The sequence below is a fragment of the Novosphingobium sp. AAP93 genome, from assembly GCF_001296055.1.
Taxonomy (GTDB): Bacteria; Pseudomonadota; Alphaproteobacteria; order Sphingomonadales; family Sphingomonadaceae; genus Novosphingobium.
The window spans coordinates 22,468-46,581 of sequence record NZ_LJHZ01000030.1; the positions used below are offsets into that span (position 1 = coordinate 22,468).

A 24,114-nucleotide genomic window follows, 5' to 3' on the forward strand; every position below is an offset into this window, starting at 1 on the left:
CGCGTTGCGGGTACAAGCATCGGGGTGGGCGTTTGGGGATTAATGGACGTGTCGCCGCAGATTCAGAACTAACCCAGAACTTCCATATCCCCAGAACTTCGCCGAGCCACGGGCTGCTGGCCTGCACGTGGTGACCACAACGACTGCCTGTGGCAGTATGCACCAATGGCGATCTTCAAATACTTCAGCGAGGAAGCGCACGCACTTGCTCTCATCAACAAGGGCGAGTTGATGATGCAACCTCTCTCTCATTTCCGGGGCCGAGAGGCAGATGGTGTTCGCGGCGATCCAAAGGACGGCGTTCTGACTTATGCACCCAAGGACGGGCTGGTGATGAACATGGAAGACGGTCGTGTCATCACCCTCGAAGGAGGCAGCTTTCATTCGTCGGTAAAGCAGAACGACATTTTCGTCTATTGCATGAGCAATCAGCTATCCGAGGCCCTCGCAGAAAAGTTTGGTCGGTTCTGCGTCGAGATACCCGACCCTGAAGTGCTGGTGCGGCGGATCGGCGCGCGCGCTCATCACGGCTCGAAACTCGACTACGGAAAGATCGTTTGCGGCAAAGTCGACTACCGCGAGCATAGCAGAGAACCGGGGGCCGACTGGGCACTTCCCGAGCGGCTGGTGCTTATCAAGCCTGTGGACTTTGCGTGGCAAGACGAGTTTCGGATTGCAGTCGGTACTCGCGATGCCATGAACGTGGAGAACGTTGGCCTAGTGATTCACACCGGACTAGCGGCTCCCGTATTCGAACCAGTGCCAGCGCCCATCTTTCTACGCGTCGGCAAACTGCGCGACTTAGTTACACTTCACCACTTCTGAGCTGACGCCAGCTAGCGTTGTTAGCACTTGTGGCACTTGCACCGTCTCCCACTCCTGCTTAATCGCGCGGTTAAAGGAGAACGATGCCATGAAGATCGAACAGGGTATGGCTGCCGTCGTGACCGGCGCGGCTTCGGGTCTGGGGCGGGCAACTGCCTATGCGCTGGCGGCGGCGGGGGCGAAGGTTGCCATTTTCGATGTGAACGACGAGGCCGGCGAGGAAGTGGCCAAGGCGATTGGCGGGCTGTTCTGCCATGTCGATATCACCAGCGAAGAGTCGGTTGTCGAAGGCTTTGCCAAGGCGCGCGCGGCGCATGGGCAGGAGCGGATCACCGTCCACTGCGCGGTGGTGCACCGCAAGGGCAAGACCGTGGGCCGCAACAAGGAAACCGGTGAGTTCACCCGCCTTTCGACCGAGGACTATGCCTTCGCCGCGAACGGCGTGCTGATCGCCAGCTACCGTGTGGCGAGCCTTTCGGCGCTGGGCATGGCGCATGCCGAGCCGCTCGAAGGCGATGGCGAGCGCGGGACGATCATCCTCACGGGTTCGGTCGCGGCGCAGGATGCGCAGATCGGGCAGGTGGCCTATGGCTCGCTCAAGGCGGGCGTGGTCGGCCTCGTGCTGCCAATGGCGCGCGATCTCATGGACCTTGGCATTCGCGTAAACGCGATCCTGCCGGGCATCTTCGATACGCCGCTTCTGGGCCGCGTGCCGGAGAAGGTGCGCGCAGGCCTCAATGCCTCGGTGCCGTTCCCCAAGCGGCTTGGTCTGCCGGAAGAGTTTGCCAGCCTTGCGATGGAACTGGTGCGCAATTCCTACTTCAACGCGCAGGCGATCCGGCTGGATGGTGGCATCCGGATGGCGCCGCGTTGATGCGCTGATCTTGCCCTTCCACCACCCCGTCGGCCCGTGCTTGACACGGGCCTTGGCTTTCCTTTTCGGGCGCGGCGCTGGGAGAAAAGCCCAGCCCCGTGTCAAGCACGGGGCGACGGTGAGGGGTGTTGTGGCCTAGCCTGATTTGATCGCGAGGAACGAGGCGGCGACGCCGAGCATCACCACGGCAAAGCCCCGGCGCACCCACTTGGTGCGTGCGGGGTCCGCCAGCCACGCTTGCGCATGGCTGCCCGCGAGCACGATGGCGAGGTGGATGGCGGTGGCGATGGCGGTGCTGACCACGGCGAGCGTGAGCGCCTCGGAAAGGCCCAACGTCCGCCCGCCGAGAAATTCCGGCGCGACGACCACGAAGAACAGGTAGGCCTTCGGGTTGAGCAGATTGAGCAGGGCGCCGGTGGCGAAGGCGCGGCGCGTGGCGGTGGGCGGCGGCGCCTTCTCCGCACCGCGCCATGCCTCGATGGCGAGCCAGACCATCATCGCCGCACCCGCGATCCGCAAGGTATGGAGCAGCGCGGGCATGGCGGTTAGCAGCGTGGCGAGGCCGAGCGCGGCAAGTGCGCCATTCGCCAGCAGCCCCAGCGCGATACCGGCGACGGCAGAAAGGCCACTGCGCTTGCCTTCGGTTGCGGCAAGGCCCGCCAGCCATGCCATGTTGGGCCCCGGCGTCAGCTCGATCAGCAGGACGGCGGCCGCGAACCCGGCAATATCGAGCGTTCCGGGCACCTAGACGGTGGTCCCCACCAAGCGGCCGATCCCGGCGGTGATCGCCATGGCCAGCGCGCCCCAGACGACGACGCGCAGCACCGGTTTGCCCATGGCCGCGCCTCCCGCGCGTGCGCCGAACGCGCCGAGGAGCGCGAGGAAGAGGATCGAGCCGCCTGCGGTGCCGGTGACCATCAGCCCCATCGGCAGGATCGCGGCGAGCAGCAGTGGCAGGAAGGCGCCGCCGGTGAACATCAGCGCTGAGGCCATCGCGGCCAGCACCGGCTGCGCGGCGGTCGTCTCGTTGAGGTGCAGTTCGTCGCGCGCGTGGGCACCGAGCGCATCCTTGGCCATCATCTGGCGGGCGACTTCCCTGGCCGTCACCGGATCGACGCCGCGCCCTTCATAGATCGCGGCAAGCTCTGCGGCTTCATGGACAGGATCGGCAGCCAATTCGGCGCGTTCGCGGGCCAGATCGGCGGCTTCGGTATCGGCCTGGCTGGAGACCGAGACATATTCGCCCGCCGCCATCGACATCGCGCCCGCGACCAGCCCTGCCGCGCCCGCGACAAGCAAGGCCTGCCGTTCCGCGCCCGAGGCGGCGACACCGAGGATCAGGCTGGCGGTGGAGACGATCCCGTCATTGGCGCCGAGCACGGCAGCACGCAGCCAGCCGATGCGGCTGATGAGGTGGCGTTCATCGTGGGGTCGCACGCGGTCCTCTCCTTGCGCCGTTCATGCGCCTCATGGCACGGCAAGGACAGGCGAAAAACGATCTATATCAATCCTGCCGCGCGAGGACGGTCTGGCCCGTCGGCGCAGGCGCCGCGTTCTCGATGATCGGCTGGCCGACGCCGAGGCGCTTGCCATCGGTGATGATCACCTTGTCGCCAAGGCTGGCGACGCCGAACAGGCGCTTGGCGAAGCCGTCGGGCACGCCGATGCAGCCATTGGTGGCATAGCCGCGCTCGACCTTGCTGCCGTGGATCGAGACGCCGTCGTTGGTGAGGCGCAGCATGTACGGCATCGGCGCGTCGTAGATGTTGGAGACGTGGTCGGCGTCTTTCTCGCTGATCGGGAACACGCCTGTGGGGGTGGGCTTGCTACCATAGCCTTTGAGGATGGCGGCGGCGCCGATCTCGTGCCCGTCGCGGAAGACCGAGATCGTGCGGGCCTCGAGATCGACCGTCACGACGATGGGCCCGGCGGTTGCAGCGCTTTCGTCCCAGAAATACTGGCCGAACTTGATCGGCTCATCGATCTTGAGGATCGACTTGACCACAAACGCGCTGTTCACCGGCGCTGAGGCGGGGGTGAGCGTGATCGGCTTGGCGAGCGGCTTGGTGGCAGGGACAGCAGCGACATGGGCTTCGGCCTGTGAACCGCCGAACAGGACTTGCGCGACATCCTTGCCGACATTGAACGCGAGCAGCGAGGCGAGCGACATGGCCACGAAACCCAGCGGCGCGCTGACCCAGCGGGAGCGGACGAGATCGAGGGGGGACTTCAGGCCGGACATGACGAATCTGCGCGCTCCTTTCGCGTTGCAAAATAGCGTAAACGCGAGCCCGCGCGAGCCTCATTGCAAGGCCGTCCCGCCTAGGGACGGCGGGTGTTTCGGGGCTTAACGGGCATGGTTAAGCGGGGTTCGATCCGGGCCTCCGCAATTGGCGCAATGGTGCAGCAAGGTTCGCTCGGCTAGGATTTGCAGCATGACGCAGATCTACACCTGGCTGGAACGTGAAGCGCCCTGGCTGGGGCATCTTTCGCCGCTGTTTGCCGCCACTTGCGCGGCGCTGCTGCTGGTGGCGGTCGGCGGGGCCGTGGCTTCGCGCGGGGTGCGGATCGGCGGCGCGGTGCGGTTTGCGGGCAACTTGCTCATGCTGGCCGTCTTCGCGCTCGCGGTCATGCGCTTCGTGCGGATGGACCCCAGCTTCGATGCGGTGCTGCACAGCGTGGGTGCTCCGGCGCAGACCGTATCGGGCGGGGAGACGCGCATTCCGCTCAGCGCTGACGGGCACTACTGGATCAAGGCGAAGCTCAATGGTGTGCCGCTGCGGCTGATGGTCGATACCGGCGCGACCGTGACGGCGCTCTCGGGCGATGTGGCCGAGGCGGCAGGAGTCGAGCCGGACCGGTTGCGCCCGGATGCCGTGGTCGAGACCGCGAATGGTACGGTCCCGGCCGCTCCGGCGCGCATCGACGAACTGCGGTTCGGCTCGGTGGTGGCGCGCGATCTCGATGCCATCGTGATGCCGGGCGAGGGCGGGCCGAACGTGATCGGCATGAACGTCCTGACCCGGCTCAAGGGTTGGCGTGTGGAGGACGGCGTGCTGATCCTTACACCGCACCGTCCGCAGGTGGAATCGTCGGCGAGCGGGGAACCCCCAGCCAGGTAAGCTTGCGCCATAGGGCTTCCAGCGGCCCCTGCCCGAAGCGCGCCAGCCACCACTGCGGCCAGGCCAGCATCAGCGCCCAACCGCCAAGAACCACCACCGGCAAGGTGCCGCGGGGCAGCACACCGCCGAGGCCGAGGCCCCAACCAGCAAAGAGTGCGCACATCACGAAGGTGGTGCCGAGGTAGTTGGTGAAGGCGCAGCGGCCCGCCGCGACGAGGCGCTGGCCGACAGGGGTATCTTTCAGGCGCGGGTACAGCAGGAGCAGGACAGCGAGATAACCCAGCGTCATCGCAAGGTGCGGGATCGCGGCGAGCGACCCCATCAGCGCGAACATCATCGCGGGCGGGAACCCCCGTGTGGCTGCCCAGCCGATGAGCGCCGCGCTGATCGAGCCGCCCATGCCGATCCCGAACAGGGCCATGCGGCGCAGACTGCCGCCCTCCCATTCGCCGGTGAACAGGCCGAGCCGGAGTAGCGCCATGCCCAGCAGCATCAGCGGAAAGGTCTCGAAGAACGTCGCGCCGAGATTGGCGAGGGGGAGGGCGGGTGCAGTCGTCAGGCGGATGCGGACGGCGTCGAGGAAGGAAGCGTGGAGGACTTGCATGTCCGCCGTGATCGAGGCGGCGATGCGGCCCATCATCGCGGCCTGATCGGCCACTTCGGCGGGCGCGCCGTGGCCCGCAAGCACGCGGTTCTCCGCCGCGATGGAGGCCAGATCGCCAACCATCTCCAGGCCATGGCTCGCAAGGAAAAGCAGCAATGCGGCGGCTGCCAGCGGCTCTGGCGCGAGGCGGCGCAGGCTGAAGGCGAGCATGCCGCATACGGCGTAGGGCAGCAGGATATCGCCCCACCACAGCAGCGCGAAATGCGCATAGCCGAAGGCCATGAGCAGCAGCAGACGGCGGACCTGCATGAGGTCGGGATTGGACCCGCGCCGCTCGGCCGCATCGGCAAACAGCATCATGCTCGCCCCGAACAGCAGCGTGAACAGGCCGCGCATCTTGCCTTCGAACAGGACATAGGCAGCGGCGAACCAGACTGCGCCGCCGGGTTCGAGGCTGGGCATCGCCGGGCTGAACGTGGCGAGCAGCGGTCCCCACAAACCGGTCACGTTGATCGCGAGGATGCCGAGCACGGCAACCCCGCGCACGAAATCAAGCGCGCCGATCCTTTCCGGCATTGGGCGTCAGGGCGCCACCACGAGGCATGCAAGACCTCCGGCCTTGAGCGCCGCACAAGCCCGATTGGCGCCATCCTGCGAGTAGCCGGTGGCGAGCAGGCGGGTCACCGTGCCGGGAATATCCTGTCGCGCATGGCCGGAAAGTTCGGGTCGTCCGCGCACCCGCGTCCACAGCGCATCGGCATTGGTCTTCACTCCGAAGGCTCCGAGCTGGATGCGGTAGGTGCCGCTGCTGGACATCGGGGCCGGAGCTGGCGCCGCAACCCTGACCGGAGCCGGCTTCGGCGGTGCAGGTTTGGCCGGGGCGGGCTTCGGTGGCGCCGGCTTCGGCTGGGGAGCAGGTTCCATCGGCGGGGGCAGATAGGAAGCCACCGGCTCCGCAGGCGTCGAAGGCGGCAGATCGACCGTCTCGATGGCGCCAGGGGGAGCCTTTGATGCCGGTGTGGCAGGCACATTGCTGCCGAGGTCTGCCGCCGCAAGTTCCCGTCCGCGCGCCTCGGCGGCCTTCTGGTCGAGTTCGTTGGCGAGACTGACGCCCATCTGGCGCTGCGCCAGCGGGATCGTCTGGTTCATCGTGGCAAGGCTGCCGGTCGCCTGCGGCAGGCCGGCGGCGGCGGCGCGGGTGATCAGCGCATAGGCGCGGACCCAGTCCTTGGGCGCGTAGTCACCATTGTAGGAGGCAATGCCCAGCACATACATCGCGCGCGGCTCGCCCCGGTCAGCGGCGGACTGCAGCCAGGGCATCGCGGCTTGCTGGCGGTTGGTCTGGAACAGCAGGATGCCGTAGTTGTCGGAGGCCGAGATGTGCCCGAGCCTTGCGGCCTTGCCGTAATAGCCTTCAGCCTTGGCGAGGTCCTTGTCCACGCCCCGCCCCAGCTTGTAGGCTTGGCCGAGGTTGAACAGCGCGTCCGCATCGCCCTTGGCGGCAGGTGCCTGCCACGCCTTCACCGCCGCTTCATAGTTCCCGGCCGACCACGCATCCACGCCGGCACGCACCGCAGCAGCGGTTGCAGCATCGGGCGGTGCGGGCAGTGTGCGGGGCGGTTCCTGCGCCGAAACTGCAGCCGCGAGGCCCGAACAGCCCAGCATCGCTGCTGCAAGGAGAGCAAATCCGCGCATGTCCGGTCGAATCTCCCCAAATGCAAAAGTGCCTGAAAAGCAGAGTTAACGATGCCGTGCTGCACTGCGGTGTGCAAGGGCAACTACGCATCGCACAGGTGCGCATTCTTATTCCGAGTTGTTAGCGCAAATGGTTAATACTGAAAAGACAGCGGGTTGAAACTCCTTCAAGCGGCCGCTTGCGCAGAATCACCTGCTCCCGAGACGCCGATGTTAACCAAAATTTGAGGGTCTTCTGCGATCCCCCACCAAGAGACCAAGCTGTCTTTTCGTTTTGCCCATAGGGGGGTTACTTTGCGCGTACTGGCTTTGGCATCGCAGAAGGGAGGGTCTGGCAAGACCACCTTGTCCGGTCACCTTGCCGTCCAGGCGCAGCGCGCAGGGGCTGGTCCGGTCGTTCTGATCGACATTGATCCGCAAGGTTCGCTGTCCGATTGGTGGAACGAGCGCGAGGCGGAGTACCCCGCATTTGCCCAGACCACCGTTGCCCGCCTTGCCAGCGATCTTGCCGTGCTGCGCCAGCAAGGCTTCAAGCTTGCGGTGATCGATACGCCGCCTGCCATCACCATGGCGATCCAGTCAGTGATCTCGGTCGCCGAACTGATCGTCGTGCCGACTCGCCCCAGCCCGCATGACCTGCGCGCCGTGGGTGCCACCGTCGATCTGTGCGAACGCGCGGGCAAGCCGCTGATCTTCGTCGTCAACGCAGCGACGCCCAAGGCGCGCATCACCTCGGAAGCCGCCGTCGCGCTCTCCCAGCACGGCACCGTTGCGCCGATCACGTTGCACCACCGCACCGATTTCGCCGCCTCGATGATCGATGGCCGCACCGTCATGGAAGTCGATCCATCGAGCAAGTCGGCGGCAGAAGTCGCGCAGCTGTGGACTTATGTCTCCGAGCGGCTCGAGAAGAACTTCCGCCGCACCGTGTTCGCGGTCCCGCAGCCCGGCCACCCCATCTCCGCCATGCCCGGCGCCGCCCGTCCCGCCGGTGGTTTCGGCCGCCGCGTGATCGGCTCGTGAGCGAAGGACGCGCCAGCATGAGCGAACCCAAGCCTTTCGCCTCGCTGAGCCCGAGCCTGCTCGCCCGCAAGGGCGCGGCACGCCCGGCGATGCGCCCCCAACTTCTGCCGCTGACTGCACAGGATCGGCAGTGGATGGGCTTCGGCGACGCGGTTGCCACTGCCGAAGCACCTGCGTTCGATGCGGACGATCTCGGCTGGAACGATCACGGCGAAGACCTCGCCCCCGCCGCCGCGGTGGTCCCGATCGCCGCTGACCCGCTGCCCGAGCCTTCGCAGCCCGAAGTGCTGCGGCGGATCGAATCCCTTGCCGATGTGCTGAGCGTTCCGGCGGCTGCCGCGTCCGCCAACCGCCGCGAGCGTGGCACTGCGCTCAAGGAAGGGCGCAAGGCCGCTTTCACGCTGCGTCTCGATGCAGCCCGCCATCTTCGCCTGCGCCTTGCTTGCACGCTCGACAATCGCAGTGCCCAGCAACTCGTGGTCGAAGCCCTCGACCGTTTCCTCGAAGCCAAGCCGGGTCTCGACGACCTTGCCCGCCGCGCCCTCCGCTCCTGAAGCCGCATACCAACCGGGACATCACGCCATGACCATCGCCCATGACAGCAAGACCGACCGGAAGGCCACTTTGAGGCTCGCCCGGATCTGCGTGACCACCGCCTTGGCGGCTGGTCTTCTCTCCGGTTGCGCTGCAGCCGGGCCTACCCATGCCAAGTTTGCCTCCGGCGCCGAGACCGCGCTGGGCAAGGGCAGCCTGGAGAAAGCGATCGCGCTGGCCGAACAGGCCGTGCTCGCCGATCCGCGCAACGCTTCCTATCGTACGCTGCTGGGCTCGGCCTATCTGCGCGCGGGGCGGTTCGAAGCCGCGCGTCAGGCCTTTGACGAAGCGATGCAGCTTGGTGAAGACAGCGGCAAGGCCGCACTGAGCCTTGCGCTGGCCGATGTGGCGCTGGGTCGCGGCAACGAAGCCGTCGATACGCTCAACACCTATCGCGACAGCATTCCGGCTGCGGACTACGGCCTTGCCATGGCGATGGCCGGGCAGACCCAGACGGGCATCGCCACGCTGACCGAAGCACTGCGTGCCGGCGAAAACACGCCCAAGGTGCGCCAGAACCTTGCTTATGCCTATGCGCTTGATGGCAGCTGGAGCGAAGCCAAACTCATGGCCCAGCAGGATGTGCCGGCGGACAAGCTTGCCGAACGTCTGCAAACCTGGGCGTTCATGGCGCGACCGGAAGACACCCGCCGCCGCGTCGCCACGCTGCTCGGCGCTCCGGCCACCGCCGAAGGCGGTCAGCCGACCGCGCTGGCGCTGGCCAACTTCCCGGCGCCGCAACAGCTCGCCGAAGAGGCTGTGGCCATGGCCGCAACCGACAAGGCCGCGAATGGTGACGGTGCTGAACTCGCCAAGGCCGCTGCGACCGCCATGCCTGCGCCGCAGGCCGATAGTGCCGCCCCCGCCGTGGCGGATGCGTCGAGCGCGCCGACCGAAGCCAAGATTGCGGCGATCGACGTCGCACCCTCGGCAGCCGCGCCCGCGCCCGTCCAGCAAGTGGTCTCGCAGCCGGTGGTCCAGCCTGTCCGCGGTGCCCGCACCCTCCACGCATCGGCGCCGGCTGTTGCTCCGGCGCACGGCAGCCATGTCGTCCAGCTCGGTTCATTCTCCTCGGCCGAAGGCGCACAGCGGGCATGGAAACACTTCACCACCCGCAATCGCAGCTTGGCCGGCTATCACAGCCAGACGACGCTGGTCACCGTGAACGGCCGGCAGTTCTGGCGCGTCCAGGCTGTCGGCTTCAACGGCTTCGCTTCGGCCCGGCAGATGTGCCAGTCGGTCAAGGCCAAGGGCGGTGTGTGCCTCGTGATGGCCGATCCGGCGATGGTGACCCCGCAGGGCCGACCGGCCACGACGCGGATGGCGCAGCGCTGAACCTCAGCGTTTCATGATCAAGGCCGGCCCGCTCCCAGCAAGGGGACGCGGGCCGGTTTTGTTTCAGGCGACGCGATTTCCGCCCTTGAACAGCGCGGTGACGCGCCCTTCGACCGGACGGCGGTCGAACGGAGTGTTGCCGGCGGTGGCCGCCATCTTGCTGCGGTCGACGATCCACGGCCGCTCGGGCTCGACCAGCGCGAGATCGGCTTCGAGACCTGCTTCGAGCTTGCCGGCCTTGACGCCGAGCAGCGCGGCGGGATTGCCCGCGAGCAGCGCGAAGGTGCGCGCCATGTCGATGTGGCCATCCCGGACGAGCGTGAGCGTGAGTGGCAGCAGCGTTTCGGCGCCAGCCATGCCGGGTTCGGCATCGGCGAAAGGCAGGCGCTTGTCTTCCGCGCCGCGCGGATCGTGGCCCGAGGCGATGACGTCGATCGTGCCGTCGGCAATGGCGGAGATCACCGCCTGCCGGTCCGCATCGCTGCGCAGCGGGGGCGAGAGGCGACAGAACGTGCGGAAATTCGCCAGTTCGAGATCGGACAGCATGAAATGTGCGGGCGTGACCCCTGCGGTCACTTTCACCCCCCGTGCCTTGGCTGCGCGCACCAGATCAAGCGCGGCAGTGGTCGTGACTTGCCGGAAATGCAGGCGGCAGCCGGTGAGTTCGGCGAGCGCGAGATCGCGGGCAACGGCGAGCGATTCTGCTTCGGCAGGCGCGGCAGGCAAGCCCAGTCGGGTCGCCATTTCTCCGGCGGTTGCAACGGCAGTCCCTGCAATCCCGGCATCCTCGGCATGCGTGACGAGCACGAGGCCCAGCATCGCGCAGTAGCTCATCAGGCGCAGCATCACGCCCGAATCGGCGATCCAGCGGCGGCCGGTCGCGACGGCCTTGGCGCCCGCATCGCGCATCAGCGCAATCTCGGCGAGTTCGACGCCTTCGAGGCCGCGCGTCGCGGCGCCGAGCGGGTGGACCCACATGTCGGGCTTGCCTGATTGCGCGGCGAAGCGGACGCGTGCGGGGTGATCGAGCGGCGGGCCCTGATCGGGCATCAGTGCGGCGCGGGTGATCCCGCCGAAGTGGAACGCGGGCTTGTCGATGGCGAAGACGCCGAGGTCGACGAGACCCGGCGTGATCAGCGCGCCCTTGGCATCGAGCACGTCGTCGCCGGGTTCGGCGCTGATTTCCCCGAGCGCGACGATGCGGCCATCAGCGACCCGCACAGCGCCCGGCTGCGGTGCGCCAGTGGGGAGAACCAGCCTGCCGCCGGTGATGGTGAGCGGACGGGGGGTCATGCCGCAGCTCCTTCTGCAGCGGCCCAGCCGGGAACACCTCTGGCGCGGCGGGTCAGCACGTCGAGGCAGGCCATGCGGATCGCGACGCCGCTTTCCACCTGCCGTGTGATCAGGCTCCGCGTGGGGTGGTCGGCAACCTGGCTGTCGATCTCGATCCCCCGGTTCATCGGCCCCGGATGCATGACGAACACGCTCGGCGGCAGCTTGCCGAAGCGTTCCAGCGTCAGACCGTAAAGATGGCGGTATTCGCGGGGGGAGGGGATGAACTGGCCCGACATGCGCTCCAGCTGGAGCCGCAGCATCATCACCACGTCGGCGCCTTGCAACGCCGCGTCGAAATCATGGCTGGGCGTCACGCCCATCGCCTCGATCTCCGCGGGCATCAGCGCGGGCGGCGCGCAGACGGTGACGTCGGCGCCCAGCGCGGTCAGCGAGAGAATGTTCGAACGGGCGACGCGGCTGTGCAGGATATCGCCGCAGATCGTCACCTTGAGTCCATTGAGGTCGCTCCCCGGCGCAAGGCCCAGCGCATGACGGATGGTGAGCGCATCGAGCAGTGCCTGCGTCGGGTGCTCATGGCTGCCGTCGCCCGCGTTGAGCACCGGGCAATCGACCTTGTCGGCTATCAGTTGCACCGCGCCCGAACTCGCGTGGCGGATGACGATGGCATCAGCGCGCATCGCATTCAGCGTCATCGCGGTATCGATCAGCGTCTCGCCCTTCTTCACGCTGCTGGTGGCGGCATGCATGTTGACGACGTCCGCGCCGAGGCGCTTGCCCGCAATCTCGAACGACAGCAGCGTGCGGGTCGAATTCTCGAAGAAGGCGTTGATGATGGTGAGGCCCGAGAGCACTTCGGCCCGCTTGTGGCGCTGGCGATTGAGCGCGAGCCACTGCTCCGCCTCGTCGAGCAGGTAGAGGATCTCGTGCCGCGCGAGGTGCGAAATGCCGGTGAGATCGCGGTGCGGGAAGGCGAGGCCGCCTTCGGGGTACCGGCTCTGGGCTGGAAAGTTCGATTCCGTCATCGAAGACCACCCCCTATGGCACCTCATTAGGGCACTCAAGTGTTTCGGCTGGTATCCGTCCCTCGCGAGACCTAGATATCCCCCATGAAATTCGCCCGCTCGGTCTGGAAGATCCTCGTCGCCATCAAGGACGGCCTCGTGCTGCTCCTGCTCCTGCTGTTCTTCGCCGGGCTTTATGGCTTGCTCACGCTAAGGCCAACGCCGGGCTCGGTGCAAACGGGCGCGCTCTACATCGCGCTCAATGGGCCGGTGGTGGAGGAGCGCGCGAAGCTGCGGCCCTCGCAGCTGCTGTCCGGCGGCGCGCAGACGAAGTCCCTGCAGGAGCGAGATATTGTCCACGCGCTGGAAGCGGCGGCGGGTGATGACCGCATCAAGGCCGTCGTGCTCGATCTCGAAAGCTTCGGCGGTGGCAGCCAGGTGGCAATGACCAATGTCGGCGCGGCGATGGACAAGGTGCGCGCCGCGAAGAAACCGGTGCTGGTCCGTGGCGGGCTCTACACCGACGACGGCGTGCAGATCGCGGCCCATGCCAGCGAGGCCTGGGTCGATCCGCTGGGCGGCGCGGTGGTCGCAGGCCCGGGAGGCACCAGCCTCTACTTCAAAGCGCTGCTCGACCGGCTCAAGATCAAGGCGCACGTGTTCAAGGTGGGCACCTACAAGAGCGCGGTGGAGCCGTTCACGCGAGAAGACGCTTCGCCGGAATCGAAGGAAGCGCTGAAGGCGGTCTATGCCGCGCTGTGGGATGCCTGGCAGGCGGACGTGAAGAAGGCGCGGCCCAAGGCGGACCTCGCGCTGGTGACGGGCGATCCAGTCAAGTGGATCGCGGCTTCGGGCGGCGATGCGGCGAAGGCGGCGGTCGCGGCGGGGCTGGTCGACCGCGTGGGTGACAAGATCGCGTTCGGCAAGCGCGTCGCCGAGATTGTCGGCAAGGACCCTGCCGGCGGCGAAGGCGATTTCAAGGGCACCTCGCTCGATACCTATCTCGCTGACCGCGCGCCTTCGACGGATGGCAAGGCGATCGCGGTGGTTACGGTGGCCGGCGAGATCGTCGACGGCGATGCCGGACCGGGCAGGGCGGGCGGCGACCGCATTGCTGATCTCGTCGACAAGGCTTCGGCCAGCGGGGACTATTCGGCGCTCGTGGTCAGGGTCGATTCGCCCGGCGGCTCGGTGACGGGGGCGGAGCGCATCCGCGCTGCCATCGCGCGGATGAAGGCCAAGAAGATCCCGGTCGTGGTTTCGATGGCGGGACTTGCGGCTAGCGGCGGCTACTGGGTCTCGACCCCAGCAGACCACATCTTCGCCGAACCAGCCACAATAACCGGTTCGATCGGCATCTTCGCGATCATCCCCAGCTTCGAGGAAGCGCTCGGCAAGATCGGTGTGGGCACCGACGGCGTGAAGACGACGCCGCTTTCGGGTGAGCCTGATGTGTTCGGCGGCTTTTCGCCCACGGCGGAGGCGCTGATCCAGCAGCAGATCGACTCGGGCTATGCGCGTTTCCTCGGCCTCGTGGCGGCCTCGCGGCACAAGAGCCCGGCGGAGATCGACAAGATCGCGCAAGGGCGCATCTGGGACGGCGGCACGGCACGGCAACTGGGGCTCGTCGACGAGTTCGGTGGAATCGACGCTGCGCTCGCGTGGGCGGCGAAGGCGGCGGGCGCGCAGAGCTGGCATCCGGTCTATCTGGGCGGGGACGCCGATCCGTTCAGTGCGCTGCTGGCCAAGATTGCGGACAGCCAAAGCGATGCCGGTGAGGCGCATGTGCTTGGCGGGAAAGGCCTTGGCACCGATTTCGCAGCGCTCGCGGCGCAGCGGCAGGGCGCTTTGGCGCAGCAGCTGATGGGCGATCTGTCGCGCCTGCTGGGGGGCGAGGGCGCTCAGGTTTATTGCCTTGAATGCGCTGGCCTTGCGCCATCACCGGCGGCTACTCCAGCAGCACCGCAAAGCACCTGGCTGACTCTGCTGGCGCGGCTTGCCGGATAGGGACAGGCGACCGCGACATACCCCATCGGCAACACTTGCCCTTTGCCCGGCGCTGCGATAGGGGCGGCGCTCGTTTTTCGCCGGATGCGGGCGTGGCGGAACTGGTAGACGCGCTGGATTTAGGTTCCAGTATCGCAAGATGTGGGGGTTCGAGTCCCTTCGCCCGCACCAGAACCGTCCCGCTTGAGCCGGCAGTGTGGCCTCGCCATTTTCGGATCGGCGGGGCCTGAACAGTTTATGACGCTCCATGGATTGCGTGGGGTCGTACAAGAAGGTTGGATCACAGATGCAGATCGTCGAAACCAGCAACGAGGGCCTGAAGCGCGCCTACGCCCTGACCATCGCCGCGAACGATATTGCCGCGCTTGTCGAGGGTGAGGTCAAGAAGATCACCCCGCAGGTCCGCATGCCCGGCTTCCGCCCCGGCAAGGTGCCCGCGAACCTCGTGCGCAAGATGCATGGTCCGGCACTACACCAGCAGGCGCTGGAAACCTCGATCCGCAACGCGATGGACAAGCTCGTCGCCGAGAAGGGCCTGCGCCCCGCGACGCAGCCCGACGTCTCGCTCGCCGAGGGCTATGCGGAAGGCAAGGACGCCGAGCTGACCGTGGCGCTGGAAGTCCTGCCCGAAATCACCGCCCCCGCCATCGACGGCCTCAAGCTCGAGCGCCTGATCGTCGAGGTGAGCGACGAAGAGATCGACGAAGCGGTCGGCCGCATCGCGCAGGGCCAGAAGCGCTTCAACGATGCGCCGGAAGGCACTGTTGCCGCTGATGGCGACCAGCTGATCATCGATTTCGCCGGTTCGATCGACGGCGTCGCCTTCGATGGCGGCACGGCCGAAGACCAGCCGCTCGAGCTGGGCTCCGGCCGCTTCATCCCCGGCTTCGAGGAACAGCTCGTCGGTGTGAAGGTGGGTGACGAGCGCACGATCAACGTGACGTTCCCCGCCGACTATCCCGCTGAAAACCTTGCCGGCAAGGACGCCCAGTTTGCCTGCACCGTCAAGGCGGTCAAGCAGGCTGCGGAATTCACTGCGGACGACGAGTTCGCCAAGTCGCTCGGCCTTGAGAGCATCGAGCAGCTGCGCGGCCTGATCAAGGGCCAGATCGAGCAGGAAAACGGAGGCCTCACCCGCACGGCGATGAAGCGCTCGCTGCTTGATCAGCTCGCCGCCGGCCATGACTTTGCCGTGCCGCTGTCGATGGTCGATGCCGAGTTCGAGCAGATCTGGCAGCAGCTGACCACCGAAGCAGCCAAGGAAGCAGATCCCGCCGCCGCGCTCGCCGAGATCGAGGGCGAGAAGGACGATTACCGCAAGATCGCCGAGCGCCGCGTCCGCCTCGGTCTGCTCCTCTCGGAAATCGGCCAGGCCAACGGCGTCGTCGTGACCGCGCAGGAAATGGAAATGTTGATGCGCCAGGCCGCGCAGCAGTACCGCGAGCAGGACCGCCAGCGCTTCATCGACTACATCCGCTCGGACGCGCTCGCCGCCGCCCAGCTGCGCGCGCCGCTCTATGAGGACAAGGTCGTCGACTTCCTGTTCGACAAGGCCGAAGTCACCGAGCGCAGCGTGACCCGCGAGGAACTGCAGGCGGTGATCGAAGCCGACGAGAGCGGCAAGCCGGCTGAAGCCGCGCCTGCCAAGGCGGCGCCGAAGAAGGCGGCCAAGAAGGCCCCAAAGGCTGAGGCTGCAGAGGAAGCTCCGGCTGAGGAAGCGGCTCCGGCTGAAGAAGCGGCTGCTCCGAAGAAGAAGGCCCCGGCCAAGAAGAAGGCTGCCGAGGCTCCGGCCGAAGAAGCCGCTTCTGCCGAGGAAGCTGCTGCTCCGAAGAAGAAGGCCGCGCCCAAGAAGAAGGCCGCTGACGCCTGATTTTCGCCGCAAGACATTGAAAAATCAAAGGGGCGCTCCGGCAACGGGGCGCCCCTTTTGGTATGCGCGCGGCATCCGTAATCGCCCGCAATTGACCCTACGAATCGGCGCATGAGAGATTCGGGCAGGATCGGCTCCTGGGAGGGACCCCCGATGCATACCGTTCGCAATCGCCTCGCTTCGCGGCCCCCGGTCGCAGTGCCTTCAGCATGCGTTTCCAAACTGCCAGCCCCCGCCGCCAAGCGCCACGAACCGGTGCCTGTTCTGCGCGGCTCGATGGCAATCCCGCTGGTCGTGCCCGACGAAAGCGGCCTGATTGAGCAGCGCCCACCGAAGCGCCGCAACGCCAAGGGCAAGAAGGCCCGCAAGGCCGCTGCGAAGCTGGCGGCAGCGCGGGAGGCGCAGGTTCTGGAACCGGCCGATTGCGCGGTGATCGAAAAACCTCGGCGCGCAAAGGCCGCCGCGAAAAAGGGCAAGGCGCGCGGTAAACCTCGCAAGGCGGTCAGGCCTGAACAGCTCCCGGCTATCCCGGCAGCGAAGGTTGTTCTGGGGACCTACAGCCCCCCGGCCCAAGTCATTGCACCACCTGGGCTGACCCTGCCGGTTCGACCTGAACCGCTGGTAGAGGCGGTGGAGGTGCCCCAGACGGCGCTGCAGCTTCCAGCACCTGAGCCGCTTCCCGATGAACAAATTGAACCTGCCGAGCCCCGGGTCGCACCACAGCCGGAACCAGAGCCAGAACCCGCCATCGCGCTTGCCGACGCACCCTTGCCCCGCGCCCGCGCGCTGGTCCCGGCGCGGCGGCAGGGGCTGGTCGACATGATCGCTTTCTTCTTGCGCGATTCCGGAAGGCGGCTCGCCCGCTGGTCGGCCCTCCGCCACAAGACCCGCGAGGAGCAAGCGGCCCTGCGCCGGGCCGAGGCACAGCAGGTCAACCTGCAGCGCGAGCTTGAAGCGCTCGATATGCTGCGCCGGAACCGGGGGTGATTACTCCCCCCAGCGCTTCAGCGAGGGTTTGGGCACAGGCACCGTCCGTGCGCGTTCATAGGCGGCTCCGGCTTCCAGCACGCGCTTGTCGTCCCACTTGGTGCCCATGAACGAAAGCCCCATCGGCAGGCCTTCGACGGCCCCCATCGGCACGGAGAGGTGCGGATAACCCGCGATCGCGGCAAGGCTGCCCATGCCGACGTCGATCGAATGGTCGCCTGTCACCAGATCGATCGCCCACGCGGGCGGGGCGGTCGGGGCGACGAGGAACGAGACACGATTGTCCGCCAGCAGCTTGTCGATGCCTTCCACCCCGGCCAGCCGCAGCGAATTCTCGCGCGCCTTCTTGTAGGCGGCCGTGTCGGTCGTTGCTTCGGCTTCCTCGAATTCGTTCTGCCCGAACCAGCGGAGCTCCTTGGGTTGCGCCTTGTTGAAGTCGATGACATCCGCCAGTGTCCGGGCCGGCGGCGTATCCTTGAAGGAAGTGGCGGGCACCGACTGAAGGTAGGCCGCGAGATCGGTGCGCAACTCGTAGAGCAGCACAGTGTATTCATCGCGGCCCATTTCTTCAGGCGGCGTGTAATCGATATCGACCAGCTCGGCGCCCGCCGCCTTGAGGTCGGCCAGCGCCTTGTCGAACAGCGCGATCACCTTGGGGTTGCTCCCCACCGCCTTGCGCAGGACGCCGAGCCGCACACCCTTGAGGCTGGAGGTGGCAAGGCCGGCGGCAAAGTCGGTCTTGTGCGCATTGGCTTCGGCGGTGGCGGGATCCGCCGGATCGCTGCCCGCCATCGCGGTAAGCATCAGCGCCGCATCGCGCACGCTGGTGGTCATCGGGCCGACGGTATCCTGGCTGTGGCTGATCGGCACGACATGGGTGCGTGTGATCATGCCGACCGTGGGCTTGAACCCGACGATGCCATTCACCGAGGCCGGGCAGGTGATCGAACCATCGGTCTCGCTGCCGATGGCGCCCCACGCCAGTCCCGCCGCAATCGCCGCGCCGCTGCCGGAAGAGGAGCCGCAGGGCGAGCGATCAAGCGCATGGGGGTTGCGCGTCTGTCCGCCGACCGCGCTCCACCCGCTGGAGGACTGGCCGGAGCGCATGTTGGCCCATTCGGAGAGGTTGGTCTTGCCCAGCACGACCACGCCCGCCGCGCGCAGGCCCACCATGAAGGGTGCATCGCGGCCCGCGTAGTTGTCCTTGAGGAGCAGGCTGCCGGCCGTCGTCGGCATCCGGTCGGCGGTCTCGATGTTATCCTTGACGAGGATGACCTTGCCGGCGAGCGGTCCGGTCACTGTTTTGGCCGCTGCCTCGGCCTTGGCGGCATCCGGATTGAGCGCGATCACGGCATTGATCTTCGGCCCTGCCTTGTCGATCGCCTTGATGCGGGCAAGGTAGGCGGCAACGCTGTGCGGCGCGTGGGTTTCGGTTGCACGCTTGTGCCTCGCATTTTCGATCGCCTTGATCCGGGCAAGGTAGGTGACAAGGCTGTGCTGTGCGTAGGTTTTCGCTTCTCCGGGAGTGGCGGCGGCGGCGAGCAGGACGGCAGAGATGGTCGCGGCGGCAAGTCTGGACATCGAACACCCTTTGCTGTTTTGCGAGGCATCTGGTGCCAACGATGCGCCGGCGCAATGGACTCGAAGGACATTGCTGGCCGATTTTGCCGATCTTGCACCACTTTTCATGGCTGATAGCGCGGATGCGCGGTTAACGCCCTTGAACATCCCGCCGTGGCACGCGACATAGGCACGGCTTAGCAAAGAGGACTCCATGCTCGATCTTTACGGCGCCCACGGCGCATCGGTTTACGGCAATCAGGGACGTTTCACCCAGGATCCCATCACCGGGGCGCTCGTGCCAGTGGTGGTCGAGCAGACCAGCCGCGGCGAACGCAGCTTCGATATCTTCTCGCGCCTGCTGCGCGAACGCATCGTTTTCGTGACGGGCGAGATCGAGGACAACATGGCCTCGCTGATCGTGGCGCAGCTGCTGTTCCTTGAAAGCGAGAACCCCTCGAAGGACATCGCGATGTACATCAACTCGCCGGGCGGCGTGGTGACGGCGGGCCTCGCGATCTACGACACCATGCAGTACATCCGCCCGCGCGTTTCGACCGTGTGCATCGGCCAGGCCGCCTCGATGGGCAGCTTCCTGCTGGCAGCGGGTGAGCCGGGCATGCGCATCGCGCTTCCCAACGCGCGCATCATGGTCCACCAGCCCTCGGGCGGCGCGCGCGGCATGGCCTCGGATATCGAGATCCAGGCGCGCGAAATCCTGCGCATGAAGGCGCGGATGAACGACCTCTACGTGAAGTTCACGGGTCGTTCACTCGAAGAGATCGAAAAGGCGATGGATCGCGACACGTTCCTCGAAGCCGACGAAGCGCTGAAGTTCGGACTCGTCGACAAGGTGTACGAATCGCGGCCGGCGTCCGACCAGATCGGAGTCGAGGATGGTTCGGGCGGTGCGCCCTCTGCATGATTAAGGCCTGATTCCAGTATTTTGCATAATAATGACAGGATGCTGGATCAGGGATTGTTCGCTATTTTCGTGTCCGGTTGATTAATGCCCTCCGGGTAGTAGGATAATCGGGCCCGCCCCTCGTGGAGGGGCGTCTGGGATACAGGAATGACCAAGCTTTCCGGATCGGATACCAAGAGCACGCTGTACTGCAGTTTCTGCGGCAAGTCGCAGCACGAAGTGCGCAAGCTCATCGCCGGCCCCACCGTGTTCATCTGCGATGAATGCGTCGAGCTGTGCAACGACATCATCCGCGAGGAGACCAAGGCCGGTCTTGCCGGAAAGAAGGATGGCGGCGTCCCCACCCCGCGCGACATCTTCGTCACGCTGAACGACTATGTGATCGGACAGGACCGCGCCAAGCGCGTGCTCTCGGTCGCGGTGCACAACCACTACAAGCGCCTCAAGCACAGCGGCAAGGGTGGCGATGTCGAGCTGTCGAAGTCGAACATCCTGCTCGTCGGGCCGACCGGTTCGGGCAAGACGCTGCTGGCGCAGACGCTGGCCAAGACCTTCGACGTGCCCTTCACCATGGCCGACGCGACGACGCTGACCGAAGCAGGCTATGTGGGCGAGGACGTCGAGAACATCATTCTCAAGCTGCTGCAGGCCAGCGACTACAATGTCGAGAAGGCGCAGCACGGCATCGTCTACATCGACGAGATCGACAAGATCAGCCGCAAGGCCGAGAATCCCTCGATCACGCGCGACGTGTCCGGCGAAGGCGTGCAGCAGGCGCTGCTCAAGCTGATGGAAGGTACGACCGCCTCCGTGCCGCCGCAGGGCGGGCGCAAGCATCCGCAGCAGGAGTTCCTGCAGGTGGATACGACCAACATCCTGTTCATCTGCGGCGGCGCCTTTGCGGGTCTCGAAAAGATCATCTCCGACCGCCTGCAGAAGCGGTCGATCGGCTTCGGCGCGCATGTCGCCGATCCGGACAAGCGCAAGGTGGGCGAACTGCTCCAGAAGGCGGAGCCGGAGGACCTTCTCAAGTTCGGCCTGATCCCCGAATTCGTCGGCCGCCTGCCGGTTATCGCAACGCTCAACGACCTCGACATCGAGGCGCTGGTCAAGATCCTGCGCGAGCCCAAGAACGCGCTGATCAAGCAGTACCAGAAGCTGTTCGACCTTGAGGACGTGCAGCTGACCTTCACCGACGAGGCACTCGAGGCGATCGCCAAGAAGGCCATCGAACGCAAGACCGGCGCGCGCGGTCTGCGCTCGATCGTCGAAGGCTTGCTGCTCGATACGATGTTCGACCTGCCGACGCTGGAAGGCGTGACCGAAGTGGTGGTCGACCGCGATGTGGTCGATGGCCGCAAGGAGCCGGTCCAGGTGCACAAGGGCAAGGAAGAAGCGGCCTAATCAGCCGCGCCAGCTAACTGGATCTTGATCCCCCGCTGGTGAAAGCCAGCGGGGGATCTGCTTTTGGATCTAGGATGCGGCAACCTTCGCAAACCTCGCATCCGCCGCGCCCCACGTCGCGGCAGCCATGAAGGTATCGACATAGGCCGCCGCTTTCGCGCCGTAGTCCATGGCGTAGGCGTGTTCGTACATGTCCATGGCGAGGATCGGCACGCCGCCTGCCAGTGTCTGGGTGTGGTCGCTCGCCCACTGGTTGGTGAGGCGGCCGTCGTGCGGGGACCATTGCAGGAGGACCCAGCCCGAGCCGCCGCCGAGCGCCTTGCCCATGGCGGAAAACTCTGCCGCCCAGCGCGTGAAGCTGCCGAAGTCGCGTTCGATCGCCGCACCGAGCTTGGCGCCGGGCTTGCCGCCGGTTCCGAGGCACGAGAAGTAGACTTCGTGGAGGATCATCGAATTCCACGCGATGAGTTCCTCGCGCTTCAGGCCGTTGAGCATGAAGCCGGGCACGGTCGCCATGTCGAGCTTAGCGAGTTCGCCCTTGATGGCGCCGATGCGTTTTACCGCGCTGACATAGTTGTTGTCGTGGTGGCTGGTGAGAAGCTTGGCGGACAGGCCGGGGATCGTGGCTGGATCGAACGGCAGCGGGGCCGGAGTAGGCGCGAAGACCGGGCCTGAGGGGGCAGCGGCGGTCGTCTGGGCCGCGGCAGGAAGCGCGCTGGCGGCAGCGGCGGTGAGAGCGGCGGTCAGGGCGGTGCGGCGATCTAAGGACATGGGGAGGCTCCTTCCAAGGGCGTGGACAGGAGAGTATCGGTCCGCGCTGGCTTGTCCAGCGGCCTCCTAAGCCACCTTGGTGCGCGGCTGGCAGGCCGGGGCGCAGGCATGCCCGGCGTGGTCGGTCGTCTCGATCTGCACGGTTGCGTGGCAGATGCCGAAGTCATGTTCCAGCGTATGGGCGAGGCTGGTCAGAAAGGCGTCGCCCGGGTGGCCTGCGGGCATCACGAGATGCGCGGTCATCGCGGTTTCGGTCGTGCTCATCGGCCAGATGTGAAGATCGTGGACGGCGCTGACGCCGGGCAGGGCTTCGAGATGATGCTCGACCGCATGGCCATCGACCGAGGCGGGCACGCCGTGAAGGCCCATCTTCAGCGAATCCTTGGCAAGGCCCCACGTGCCCCAGGCGATCACGCCGACGATGACAAGGCTGGTGACGGGATCGATCCACCACGCGCCGGTTACCGAAATCAGCGCGCCAGCGGCCACCACACCGGCGGACACCGCAGCATCCGAGGCCATGTGCAGATAGGCGCCGCGGATGTTGATGTCGTGTTCGCGCCCGCGCAGGAACAGCAGCGCGGTGGCGGTGTTGATTGCGATGCCGATGGCGGCGACGACCATGACTGGCCCGGCAGCGACTGGTTGCGGTGCGATCAGGCGGTGGATCGTCTCGACCAGAATCGCCCCGAGCGCGATCATCAGCAGTGCGGCATTGAACAGCGCGGCGAGGATCGAGCTCGACTTGTAGCCGTAGGTAAAGCGTGCCGAGGGCGGGCGCGTCGCGAGGACGCTGGCGGCCCAGGCGACGGCGAGGCTGAGCACATCGGAAAGGTTGTGCCCCGCATCGGCAACGAGCGCCATCGAGCCCGCTAGCACACCGTAGACCGCCTCGACCGCCACGAAGGCGGTGTTGAGCGCAATCCCGATGGCAAAGGCGCGGCCGAAGCTTGGGGGAGCGTGATGGTGGTGTCCGTGGCCACGCCCGTGCCCGTGATCATGGTCATGATGATGATGGTGCGCGCCGGACATGCGCCGCTTCCTAGCGGTTCACGCCGCGGTAGGAAAACGGTTTGATCACATACAGGTACTTGCCAGGGGGCCTGTAAGCCGGGTTCTGTGGCGCGGACGGTATCGCACAAGTCGACCGTATCCCCGCCGGCAGCCATTCCTCTAGGCGGCCCGTTGCCGGGCGCGCTCAAGCGACCAACCCGGACTGCCGGCCCGAAACAGGCCTGCCCTTTTGGGGCGCGCAGTCCCTATTCGGTCTTGCTCCGGGTGGGGTTTGCCATGCCGCTCCTGTTGCCAGTCGCGCGGTGCGCTCTTGCCGCACCCTTTCACCCTTGCTGCCCCGGACCTGGATCCGGGGTTAGCGGTCTGCTCTCTGTGGCACTTTCCCTGACCCCGGATCGAGTCCGGGGCCGGCGGGCGTTACCCGCCACCTTTGTTTCGTGGAGCCCGGACTTTCCTCGGGATCTTGCGATCACGCGGCTGCCCGGCCCCCTGGCGAGAGGTTATCTAGCACGCCCGACGTCGCGTTCCAACAGCAGCTCGAACAGCAGCGCACCGATCTGGCCATCCACCTCGCCATCGATGCGCGAGGGGCGCCAGCGGCGCTGGAAGGCGCGGACGGCGGCGCTGGGATCGGTGATGTCATATCCGAAGCGTTCGAGCGCGAGGTAGAAGGCGCCGGGGTTGTCGAACACCAACTGGATGGCAAGCTTGGGCTTGGCGAGGGCCAACCGGTAGCGGGCAAGCAGATCCCACGGGAACAGCTCGCCCGGATCCTCCTTGCGCGCCGGGGCCACATCGGAGTGGCCGACCACGTTGGCGCGGGGGATGTCGTGCCGCTTCACGATATCGGCGAGGAGCGGGATCAGCGCTTCCATCTGCGCTTCGGGAAACGGGCGATAGCCGAATTCGTGGCCGGGATTGACGAGCTCGATGCCGATGCTCGCCGAGTTCACGTCGGTGATCCCGCGCCATGATGAGCGGCCGGCATGCCAGGCGCGCTTCTCTTCGGCGACGAGGCGGATGACGGTGCCGTCCTCGTCGATCATGTAGTGCGCCGAGACTTCCGCCGCCGGATCGCACAGCCGCTCCAGCGCTTCGTCCGCCGTGCGCATGCCGGTGTAATGCAGGACCACCATGGAAACGGGCAATTTGCGCTCGTTCCAGTTGGGCGAGGGGACCTCGCGGTGGACCAGCCAGCGGTTCATTG

22 protein-coding genes, 1 tRNA gene and 1 other RNA gene are annotated in these 24,114 nt (G+C 66.3%); 12 read left to right on the forward strand and 12 right to left on the reverse strand.

Features of this window, described 5'->3' with window-relative positions; translation table 11 throughout:
• Positions 1–165 precede the first annotated feature (165 nt).
• Together IP83_RS07175 and IP83_RS07180 are read left to right on the forward strand one after the other, a co-directional pair.
• A complete protein-coding gene (locus IP83_RS07175; RefSeq protein ID WP_054121531.1) occupies positions 166–825 on the forward strand; it encodes a hypothetical protein in 660 nt (219 codons plus the stop codon).
• Positions 826–913: 88 nt separating this feature from the next.
• Positions 914–1,699 carry an SDR family oxidoreductase gene (locus tag IP83_RS07180; RefSeq protein WP_054121532.1) on the forward strand — a complete coding sequence of 262 codons (786 nt, stop codon included), beginning with the start codon at positions 914–916 and terminating at the stop codon, positions 1,697–1,699.
• A gap of 135 nt (positions 1,700–1,834) precedes the next feature.
• Here the strand turns inward: IP83_RS07180 and IP83_RS07185 are convergent, their stop codons facing one another.
• From IP83_RS07185 to IP83_RS07195, 3 genes are all read right to left on the reverse strand, one after another.
• Positions 1,835–2,443, reverse strand: coding sequence for a LysE family translocator (locus IP83_RS07185; protein WP_231624954.1), 609 nt, complete (start codon positions 2,441–2,443; stop codon positions 1,835–1,837).
• Entirely contained in the window at positions 2,444–3,136 is a 693-nt protein-coding gene (locus tag IP83_RS07190; RefSeq protein ID WP_054121533.1) for a VIT family protein, read from the reverse strand.
• A gap of 67 nt (positions 3,137–3,203) precedes the next feature.
• On the reverse strand, positions 3,204–3,941 hold the full coding sequence (locus tag IP83_RS07195) for a L,D-transpeptidase family protein (RefSeq protein ID WP_082364559.1): 738 nt from the start codon (positions 3,939–3,941) through the stop codon (positions 3,204–3,206).
• A gap of 193 nt (positions 3,942–4,134) precedes the next feature.
• On the opposite strand from IP83_RS07195, the gene IP83_RS07200 reads away from it, so the two are divergent.
• Positions 4,135–4,821: a TIGR02281 family clan AA aspartic protease gene (locus tag IP83_RS07200; RefSeq protein WP_082364560.1), complete on the forward strand. Its 687-nt coding sequence runs from the start codon at positions 4,135–4,137 to the stop codon at positions 4,819–4,821.
• Here the strand turns inward: IP83_RS07200 and IP83_RS07205 are convergent.
• Positions 4,763–6,001, reverse strand: a complete 1,239-nt coding sequence (locus IP83_RS07205) for a DUF418 domain-containing protein (RefSeq protein WP_054121534.1) — start codon at positions 5,999–6,001, stop codon at positions 4,763–4,765. The two genes, IP83_RS07200 and IP83_RS07205, sit on opposite strands and share 59 nt — an antisense overlap.
• A gap of 6 nt (positions 6,002–6,007) precedes the next feature.
• A complete protein-coding gene (locus IP83_RS07210) occupies positions 6,008–7,120 on the reverse strand; it encodes an SPOR domain-containing protein (protein WP_082364561.1) in 1,113 nt (370 codons plus the stop codon).
• Positions 7,121–7,414: 294 nt separating this feature from the next.
• On the opposite strand from IP83_RS07210, the gene IP83_RS07215 reads away from it, so the two are divergent.
• From IP83_RS07215 to IP83_RS07225, 3 genes are read left to right on the forward strand one after another with little or no spacing between them, the layout of a single operon-like run.
• Positions 7,415–8,143 (forward strand): ParA family protein, encoded by a 729-nt coding sequence (locus IP83_RS07215; RefSeq protein ID WP_054121535.1) that lies wholly within the window; start codon positions 7,415–7,417, stop codon positions 8,141–8,143.
• 17 nt (positions 8,144–8,160) lie between these two features.
• A complete protein-coding gene (locus IP83_RS07220) occupies positions 8,161–8,697 on the forward strand; it encodes a hypothetical protein (RefSeq protein WP_054121567.1) in 537 nt (178 codons plus the stop codon).
• A 28-nt stretch (positions 8,698–8,725) separates the two neighbouring features.
• Entirely contained in the window at positions 8,726–10,072 is a 1,347-nt protein-coding gene (locus IP83_RS07225; protein WP_054121536.1) for an SPOR domain-containing protein, read from the forward strand.
• A gap of 63 nt (positions 10,073–10,135) precedes the next feature.
• Here the strand turns inward: IP83_RS07225 and IP83_RS07230 are convergent, their stop codons facing one another.
• Together IP83_RS07230 and IP83_RS07235 are read right to left on the reverse strand one after the other, a co-directional pair.
• Positions 10,136–11,365 (reverse strand): dihydroorotase family protein, encoded by a 1,230-nt coding sequence (locus tag IP83_RS07230; protein WP_054121537.1) that lies wholly within the window; start codon positions 11,363–11,365, stop codon positions 10,136–10,138.
• A complete protein-coding gene (locus tag IP83_RS07235; protein ID WP_054121538.1) occupies positions 11,362–12,390 on the reverse strand; it encodes an aspartate carbamoyltransferase catalytic subunit in 1,029 nt (342 codons plus the stop codon). The genes IP83_RS07230 and IP83_RS07235 overlap by 4 nt, the downstream gene beginning before the upstream one ends.
• A gap of 84 nt (positions 12,391–12,474) precedes the next feature.
• Between IP83_RS07235 and sppA the strand changes: the two genes are divergently transcribed.
• From sppA to IP83_RS07255, 4 genes are all read left to right on the forward strand, one after another.
• Positions 12,475–14,376, forward strand: coding sequence for a signal peptide peptidase SppA (gene sppA, locus IP83_RS07240; RefSeq protein ID WP_054121539.1), 1,902 nt, complete (start codon positions 12,475–12,477; stop codon positions 14,374–14,376).
• An 86-nt stretch (positions 14,377–14,462) separates the two neighbouring features.
• Positions 14,463–14,547, forward strand: a tRNA-Leu gene (locus tag IP83_RS07245).
• A 115-nt stretch (positions 14,548–14,662) separates the two neighbouring features.
• On the forward strand, positions 14,663–16,246 hold the full coding sequence (gene tig, locus IP83_RS07250; protein WP_054121540.1) for a trigger factor: 1,584 nt from the start codon (positions 14,663–14,665) through the stop codon (positions 16,244–16,246).
• Positions 16,247–16,522: 276 nt separating this feature from the next.
• Complete coding sequence (locus tag IP83_RS07255; RefSeq protein WP_156309616.1) at positions 16,523–17,233, forward strand: hypothetical protein; 711 nt, start codon at positions 16,523–16,525, stop codon at positions 17,231–17,233.
• On the opposite strand, the gene IP83_RS07260 is transcribed toward IP83_RS07255, so the two are convergent.
• The gene (locus tag IP83_RS07260) at positions 17,234–18,814 is read right to left on the reverse strand and encodes an amidase (protein WP_054121542.1); all 1,581 of its coding nucleotides are present in this window, start codon (positions 18,812–18,814) and stop codon (positions 17,234–17,236) included. It lies immediately after the preceding gene.
• 193 nt (positions 18,815–19,007) lie between these two features.
• Here IP83_RS07260 and clpP point away from each other — a divergent pair, with 193 nt between their 5' ends.
• Positions 19,008–19,718: an ATP-dependent Clp endopeptidase proteolytic subunit ClpP gene (clpP, locus tag IP83_RS07265; RefSeq protein WP_054121543.1), complete on the forward strand. Its 711-nt coding sequence runs from the start codon at positions 19,008–19,010 to the stop codon at positions 19,716–19,718.
• 147 nt (positions 19,719–19,865) lie between these two features.
• The gene (gene clpX / locus IP83_RS07270; RefSeq protein ID WP_054121544.1) at positions 19,866–21,122 is read left to right on the forward strand and encodes an ATP-dependent Clp protease ATP-binding subunit ClpX; all 1,257 of its coding nucleotides are present in this window, start codon (positions 19,866–19,868) and stop codon (positions 21,120–21,122) included.
• Positions 21,123–21,191: 69 nt separating this feature from the next.
• Here clpX and IP83_RS07275 read toward each other — a convergent pair whose 3' ends face one another.
• The 4 genes from IP83_RS07275 to IP83_RS07285 form a co-directional block, all read right to left on the reverse strand.
• Positions 21,192–21,893 (reverse strand): superoxide dismutase, encoded by a 702-nt coding sequence (locus IP83_RS07275; protein WP_082364562.1) that lies wholly within the window; start codon positions 21,891–21,893, stop codon positions 21,192–21,194.
• 66 nt (positions 21,894–21,959) lie between these two features.
• Entirely contained in the window at positions 21,960–22,925 is a 966-nt protein-coding gene (locus IP83_RS07280; protein ID WP_054121545.1) for a cation diffusion facilitator family transporter, read from the reverse strand.
• A 58-nt stretch (positions 22,926–22,983) separates the two neighbouring features.
• Positions 22,984–23,400: RNase P RNA component class A (gene rnpB / locus IP83_RS07365), an RNA gene on the reverse strand.
• Positions 23,401–23,407: 7 nt separating this feature from the next.
• On the reverse strand, positions 23,408–24,112 hold the full coding sequence (locus IP83_RS07285; RefSeq protein WP_054121546.1) for an N-acetylmuramoyl-L-alanine amidase: 705 nt from the start codon (positions 24,110–24,112) through the stop codon (positions 23,408–23,410).
• Between the last annotated feature and the right edge of the window lie 2 nt (positions 24,113–24,114).